This is a genomic window from Vibrio sp. D404a (assembly GCF_030248535.1).
Classification (GTDB): Bacteria; Pseudomonadota; Gammaproteobacteria; order Enterobacterales; family Vibrionaceae; genus Vibrio.
The window spans coordinates 290,833-296,947 of the sequence record NZ_JAHGAJ010000005.1 but is presented as its reverse complement, the minus strand read 5'-3'; the positions used below and the strand labels follow the sequence as shown (position 1 = coordinate 296,947).

General features: G+C 44.4%; 6 protein-coding genes. 4 read left to right on the top strand and 2 right to left on the bottom strand.

The features are described 5' to 3' along the window. On the bottom strand, positions 1–683 hold a 683-nt coding region (locus KI655_RS04110; protein WP_285401999.1), incomplete at its 3' end, for an alginate lyase family protein. A gap of 332 nt (positions 684–1,015) precedes the next feature. Between KI655_RS04110 and KI655_RS04105 the strand changes: the two genes are divergently transcribed. From KI655_RS04105 to KI655_RS04090, 4 genes are all read left to right on the top strand, one after another. Further along, positions 1,016–1,351, top strand: coding sequence for a cupin domain-containing protein (locus KI655_RS04105; protein ID WP_285401997.1), 336 nt, complete (start codon positions 1,016–1,018; stop codon positions 1,349–1,351). A gap of 34 nt (positions 1,352–1,385) precedes the next feature. Then, the gene (locus KI655_RS04100) at positions 1,386–2,324 is read left to right on the top strand and encodes a sugar kinase (protein WP_285401995.1); all 939 of its coding nucleotides are present in this window, start codon (positions 1,386–1,388) and stop codon (positions 2,322–2,324) included. Between the two features lie 131 nt (positions 2,325–2,455). After that, positions 2,456–3,082, top strand: coding sequence for a bifunctional 4-hydroxy-2-oxoglutarate aldolase/2-dehydro-3-deoxy-phosphogluconate aldolase (locus KI655_RS04095; RefSeq protein WP_285401993.1), 627 nt, complete (start codon positions 2,456–2,458; stop codon positions 3,080–3,082). Between the two features lie 481 nt (positions 3,083–3,563). After that, entirely contained in the window at positions 3,564–5,324 is a 1,761-nt protein-coding gene (locus tag KI655_RS04090; protein ID WP_285401991.1) for a transporter, read from the top strand. Positions 5,325–5,467: 143 nt separating this feature from the next. Here KI655_RS04090 and KI655_RS04085 read toward each other — a convergent pair whose 3' ends face one another. Further along, positions 5,468–6,061, bottom strand: a complete 594-nt coding sequence (locus KI655_RS04085; RefSeq protein ID WP_285401989.1) for a hypothetical protein — start codon at positions 6,059–6,061, stop codon at positions 5,468–5,470. Between the last annotated feature and the right edge of the window lie 54 nt (positions 6,062–6,115).

Sequence of the window (6,115 nt, the reverse complement as noted above, 5' to 3'; positions counted from 1 at the left end):
GGACCTTCCATGTAGTAACCAGAAGGTGCAAACAGTTGAGAGATCTGCGCTAGGAAACCGCCTGTGTCGTTACGATCAAGACCGTATACAGACATCTCTAGGTACTCACGCTTGCCCAATGCTAGGCCACAGATACCGACAGCGGCTACAGCCCAGATACCGTGGTTATGGATACGATCGAAGTCGTGTGCGTACTTAACCGTAAACATCTCAAGCATAGGTTCGAAGATGCGAGACTCAATATTGTCACGCTGTTCTTGCGTCAAAGTAGACTTAACGCACGAATACGCCAAGCTAGTGAACATTAACCAGCAATGTTCGTTTAGAATTTGGTGGAAAAGACGACCCGTTGGGTTTGTGTTCTTTTGAACATGGAAATCAAACGTCAGGTACTTGTCTGCGTATACTTCCAATAGTTCAGTAACGAAATCAGCGTACTTCTGCTCTTTAGTGATAAGGAACAAACGACCAGCTAGGTTCATGTATGTGTAGTTTTGTTTGTGACGGTTGTGCTCGTAACCACCCGCTTCGCCATGCCCTGGCACGTCAATAGGTAAACGCATGAAGGCTTCCAGCTCTTTTTGATTCGCTGCGATCGTCTTACCCATTAGACTTGAACGGCCAACTTCTAAATGAAGTGCTTCAATTTCCGCGTCCGTTAGTAGTATTGGTTGTGTAGTCATGTTCTTTATCACCCTCGATGAAGAGTTTCTGTATTTGAATTTCAATCTAATTCTTAAACTTCATATAAAGTAATACAATATGAGGTTTAATCCTACCTATTCATCGCTAAATGATGAGCAGAATCACATAAATCTCGCTAAACCCTTGATCTAAAAAGCCAATGATAATTATCAGAGTTCTGTTAAGTCTTTGATTTTACAACGCTATAAAAAGTAGCACTTGATCAATATCACACATTTCTGGATATATTGTATTACAATTAAACCTAATCCCTTATGATGGACACAACTTAATGAACACATAAAAAAATTACACGCTTTGGAGAGACACAATGAACGCATTCTTTATCAACAACGAGCAACCTTGGGAAGAACTGGGTGGCGGTATCAAGCGTAAGATCGTTGCATACACTGACGACCTAATGGCTGTACACCTATGTTTTGACAAAGGCGCAATTGGTCACCCTCACACTCACGAGATTCACGACCAAATCGGTTACGTGGTTCGCGGTAGCTTTGAAGCTGAAATCGAAGGTGAGAAGAAAGTACTAAAAGAAGGCGACGCATACTTTGCGCGTAAGCACATGATGCACGGTGCAGTTGCTCTAGAGCAAGACAGCATCCTTCTTGATATCTTCAACCCAGCTCGCGAAGATTTCCTAAAATAATATATAGCGCAACCTCAGTTGCTAAGGTAAGCACATGAAATCATTTAATATCGCGGTCATTGGCGAATGTATGGTTGAGCTACAGAAAAAAGATGATGGGCTTAAGCAAACATTTGGTGGTGACACACTTAACACGGCTTTATACCTATCTCGCTTAACCCATGAGCATAACATCAAAACAAGCTACGTAACGGCACTGGGTAATGACCCATTCAGCCTAGACATGCTTGAGAAGTGGAACGCTGAAGGCATCGACACTAGCCTAGTAAAACAGATTGACGAAAAACAACCTGGTCTTTACTACATCGAAACCGATGAAACTGGCGAGCGTAGTTTCCACTACTGGCGTAATGACGCTGCGGCGAAATACCTACTTGATGGCGAAGATGCATCGACGCTTCTAGATAAGCTGTTTTCATACGATGCTCTGTACTTAAGCGGCATTACACTAGCTATTCTTACAGAAAAAGGTCGTACAGCGCTTATGGCTTTCCTAGAAGAATACAAAAAGCAAAACGGCCAAGTTATTTTTGATAATAACTACCGCCCTAAGCTTTGGACTAGCCAAGAAGAAGCCCAGTCGTGGTACTTGAAAATGCTTAAGTTCACAGACATTGCACTGCTCACATTTGATGATGAGCAAGAGCTTTACGGTGATACGTTCATTGAGCAATGCATCGAGCGCACCACGAAAGCCGGGGTGAAAGAGATCATCATCAAACGCGGCAGCAAAGACTGCCTAGTTGTTGAAGCAGATGCGGCACATTATGTTGCACCAAACCCAGTGGATAACGTAATCGATACCACAGCGGCAGGTGATTCATTCAGTGCAGGTTTCCTAGCGAAGCGCTTCTGTGGCGGAAACGCGCGTGACGCAGCATTTGCGGGTCACTGTGTTGCTGGTGCGGTAATTCAGCACCAAGGTGCAATTATTCCTAAAGAAGCAATGCCAACGCTGTCTCTGTCTTCTTAATTTGATGCAAGCATGACGCTGATCCGGCGTCATGCTATGCTCAATTAGAATAGCCAACGAGACGTACCAATAGATTTTAAAATGCTGATAATTCAGTGATTATCGGCCAATTTTGACGTGAGATATTATCCATGACGACATTAAATGAACAACTTGCTAACCTGAAAGTTATCCCTGTAATCGCTATCAACCGTGCTGAAGACGCTATCCCTCTAGGCAAAGCACTTGTTGAAAACGGCATGCCATGTGCTGAAATCACGCTACGTACTGAATGTGCAATCGAAGCGATTCGCATCATGCGTAAAGAGTTCCCAGACATGCTGATTGGCTCTGGTACTGTACTGACTAACGAGCAAGTTGACGCATCTATCGAAGCGGGCGTGGACTTCATCGTAAGCCCTGGCTTTAACCCACGCACAGTTCAATACTGTATCGACAAAGGCGTTGCTATCGTTCCTGGTGTAAACAACCCAAGCCTAGTTGAGCAAGCAATGGAAATGGGCCTACGCACACTTAAGTTCTTCCCTGCTGAGCCTTCAGGCGGCACAAGTATGCTTAAAGCACTAACAGCTGTGTACCCAGTTAAATTTATGCCAACAGGTGGCGTAAGCTTAAGCAATGTTGATGAGTACCTTTCTATCCCTTCAGTGCTTGCGTGTGGCGGTACTTGGATGGTTCCAACAAAACTTATCGATGAAGGTAAGTGGGACGAGTTAGGTGCGCTAGTACGTGATGCAGTGAATCACGTCGCAAAATAATTCATCTGACGACAGATTATGTTCAAAGCGAGCCTCTTGGCTCGCTTTTTTCGTTTAGGATGGTGCTAACACGATTTTTGTGTCCAATAGTATGATGATATCAATGCGATTAGCGTAAAGCGCACTAACACAGCAACGTTGAAGAACGACCTATACTTATCACTCTCGCTAAATTAAACAGCAACCAAAAATCGATTCGGATTATGGTAGCCAAAGGTGATAACCAACACCTTTAACGCTAACTACCTGATTTAAAAAGAACTTAATAGTATTACAAATAGTTACATTTAAACGAAACTATTACCGTAACTTCGATTTTACAAAAATGCTTGAAAGCCCCGTATGTCATGGCTTTGTCAGGATTTTTATATATAGAAAAGCTCTTGGTTTGGATCACAATAAAAGCATATTGTAGTACAAATATGGTCATAAAAGAGTAATCTAGGAGTCAGTTAATGATCACACTTAAAAGGCTGAAAAAATGACTATTGATACTCTTGTTGTTCTTGCCTACTTCTTCTTTCTTGTAGCCATTGGTTGGATGTTCCGTAAGTTCACAACTTCGACAAGTGATTACTTTAGAGGGGGCGGCAAAATGTTGTGGTGGATGGTTGGTGCAACCGCCTTCATGACACAGTTTTCAGCATGGACGTTTACAGGTGCCGCAGGACGCGCGTTCAGCGACGGTTTCGTCGTTGTAATCCTATTCTTAGCCAACGCATTTGGCTACTTCATGAACTACATCTATTTTGCTCCAAAATTCCGCCAGCTTCGCGTTGTTACTGCAATCGAAGCAATTCGTCAGCGTTTTGGTAAAACTTCAGAGCAGTTCTTCACTTGGGCAGGTATGCCTGACAGCTTGATTTCAGCTGGTATCTGGTTGAACGGCCTCGCAATCTTTGTTGCCGCTGTATTCAACATCCCAATGGAAGCAACCATTGTGGTAACAGGTCTAGTGTTGATGCTGATGGCAGTAACTGGCGGTTCTTGGGCCGTTGTTGCTTCTGACTTCATGCAGATGCTAGTTATCATGGCAGTAACGATTACCTGTGCGGTAGCGGCTTACTTCCACGGTGGCGGTCTAAGCAACATCGTTGCAAACTTTGATGGCGACTTCATGGTTGGTAACAACCTGAACTACATGAGCATCTTCATCCTTTGGGTTGTGTTCATCTTCGTCAAGCAGTTCGGTGTAATGAACAACAGCATCAACGCATACCGTTACCTATGTGCAAAGGACAGCGACAACGCTCGTAAAGCGGCTGGTCTTGCATGTGTGCTAATGATTGTTGGTCCACTAATTTGGTTCCTACCAGCTTGGTACGTAAGTGCATTTATGCCTGACTTCGCTGACCAATACGGTTCAGTAGGTGCAGATGCCGCTTACCTAGCATTCGTACAAAACGTAATGCCTGCAGGTATGGTTGGTCTTCTAATGTCAGCAATGTTCGCGGCTACCATGTCTTCTATGGACTCTGGTCTAAACCGTAACGCAGGTATCTTCGTGATGAACTTCTACAGCCCAATTGTTCGCCCACAAGCGACACAGAAAGAGCTGGTTGTAGTAAGTAAAGCAACAACAGTAATGATGGGCTTCATCATCATCGGTATTGGCTTGTTCATCAACTCACTGCGTCACCTAAGCCTGTTCGATATCGTACTAAACGTTGGTGCATTGATTGGCTTCCCAATGCTTATCCCTGTACTACTAGGTATGTGGGTTCGTAAGACTCCAGACTGGGCTGGTTGGGCAACTCTGATTGTTGGTGGTTTCGTCTCTTACATCTTCGGTATCTCTCTACAAGCTGAAGACATACAGAACTGGTTTAACCTAGAGCATGCTCTAACAGGTCGTGAATGGTCTGACTTGAAAGTAGCACTGAGCTTGGCAGCACACGTTGTGTTCACTGGTGGCTTCTTCCTAGCAACAACACTGGTTTACAAGGGTCGTACACCGGAGCGTGAAGCAGAAGTTGAGAAGCTATTCGAGAACTGGAACACACCGGTTGTGGCAGAGTCTCAAGAGCAGCAAAACCTAGACACAAAACAGCGTTCAATGCTTGGTAAGCTAATCTGTACTGCAGGTTTCGGTATCCTAGCTATGGCTCTGATTCCAAACGAGATTACAGGCCGAGCACTGTTCCTACTGTGTGGTTCGATTGTACTGTCAGTCGGTGTCCTACTGGTTAACGCCTCTCGAGGTGGTGTAAAAAAGCTCGATGAGCCAGCGGCAATGAAATAACGTTATTCCTAGGTAAAAATTACCTTTGAAATCAAAACGCCCAAGCATCAATGCTTGGGCGTTTTTTATATGTTCAGTACAGAGGAAGATAAGTGACTCCAGCCCCACTGTTTGTTGTACCTGCTGCTTATTGCACCTGCCGTTTATTCAACCAACGCTTTGGCTCTTAGCTTTTGGTCAAGTTCATACAAGTGTTCAGCGGCTTCCATATACTGAGGGTAATCGGAAAACTTCTCTCGTTGTTCCGGTGTCATCTTACACGTCTCATCCACCAGCATAAGTGTCCAGTACAACTTGGTGGTGCGTAACATCGCTAGTAACGGCTTCAACACCTCTTTCTCATAAACTTGAATCAGTTGCTCAATCCACTCTTCACGCTCGTCCTCGCTCGTAATAGAGCCCTCTATCGCTGCAATGACGTTTAAGTACTTCGGATTAGCCTTGAGCTTGCCCATCACAGACTCCGTCTCTTTAGCCAGCTCTTCAAGCTCTGTTCTTATTGCTGCTACCCAGCTCGCTTGAGTCAACGTCGAGGCTTCTACGCTCTCAAACTCATTCTTAATGCGACGCTCAACGTTCTTTTGTGCCTGCTTAACGACAGAACGGACTTTTTGAAAAGGAAGTTGGTACTCCTTACCTAGCTCGGTGATCAAGGTATGAAAACCGCCATGTGGCAAATGCAGGTTCTCTTTAAATGTCGCCAAAGCCGCTTCTTGATCCGGTGTAAGGTTACTCATTCTCTTTCCTTTTGTATCTCTTCTTAATGCGCAGTGATTCGGAGCATAACATCA

Bases quoted from the DNA above. Each gene is read 5' to 3' on its own strand.
- KI655_RS04105 (WP_285401997.1), top strand. From the start codon at position 1,016: ATGAACGCATTCTTTATCAACAACGAGCAACCTTGGGAAGAACTGGGT.
- KI655_RS04095 (WP_285401993.1), top strand. From the start codon at position 2,456: ATGACGACATTAAATGAACAACTTGCTAACCTGAAAGTTATCCCTGTA.
- KI655_RS04090 (WP_285401991.1), top strand. From the start codon at position 3,564: ATGACTATTGATACTCTTGTTGTTCTTGCCTACTTCTTCTTTCTTGTA.
- KI655_RS04100 (WP_285401995.1), top strand. From the start codon at position 1,386: ATGAAATCATTTAATATCGCGGTCATTGGCGAATGTATGGTTGAGCTA.
- KI655_RS04085 (WP_285401989.1), bottom strand. From the start codon at position 6,061: ATGAGTAACCTTACACCGGATCAAGAAGCGGCTTTGGCGACATTTAAA.